The organism is Oleiphilus sp. HI0086 (assembly GCF_001635225.1).
The window spans coordinates 1-698 of sequence record NZ_LWFZ01000567.1 but is presented as its reverse complement, the minus strand read 5'-3'; the positions used below and the strand labels follow the sequence as shown (position 1 = coordinate 698).

1 protein-coding gene is annotated in these 698 nt (G+C 43.6%); it reads left to right on the top strand.

The features are described 5' to 3' along the window. The coding region (locus tag A3756_RS06865) for an integrase core domain-containing protein (RefSeq protein ID WP_156490336.1) at window positions 1–556 on the top strand (556 nt) is incomplete at its 5' end. Between the last annotated feature and the right edge of the window lie 142 nt (window positions 557–698).

Below are 698 nucleotides of genomic sequence, written 5' to 3'. Positions count from 1 at the left end.
GATAGAAGATATCTTCAGTCGCAAAATTGTTGGCTGGGAAGTGCATGAGTCCGAGCAAGGAGAACATGCAGCAGCATTGCTTGAGCGCAGTGTTTGGTCAGAAAAGTGCGTCAGAAAATCCCTGGTGTTGCACTCGGATAATGGTAGCCCAATGAAGAGCTTAACAATGCAAGCAAAAATGCAGGATTTGGGTGTCGCCAGCTCTCGAAGTCGGCCTGGTGTAAGTAATGATAATCCGTTTTCAGAATCACTATTTCGAACCCTGAAGTACTGTCGTCGATGGCCATCTGAGGGATTTAAATCAATCGATGAAGCAAGAACTTGGGTGAAAGAGTTTGTCACTTGGTACAACACAGAGCACCGGCATAGTCGAATTAACTTTGTTACCCCAGAGCAAAGGCACTTAGGTCTGGATGAAGAAATATTATCGAAGAGGGATGAGCTTTATCGCAAGATGAAAAGAAAGAACCAAATAAGGTGGTCAAAAGCTACGCGGAACTGGGAGAAAGTGGGTGACGTTAAGTTGAACCCGGAGAAGGAAAAACAAGCAGCTTAAATGCTCAGGCGACAACTACCTTGAAAAACGCCGCAACCCCGAGAATATAAACGGTCATCCTCAATTATAAATGAAAAGGGAACTATCTCAGACAAGCTTACGTTAGTAATTTTAAGACTGACTTGCATAAACGTCTGAATAT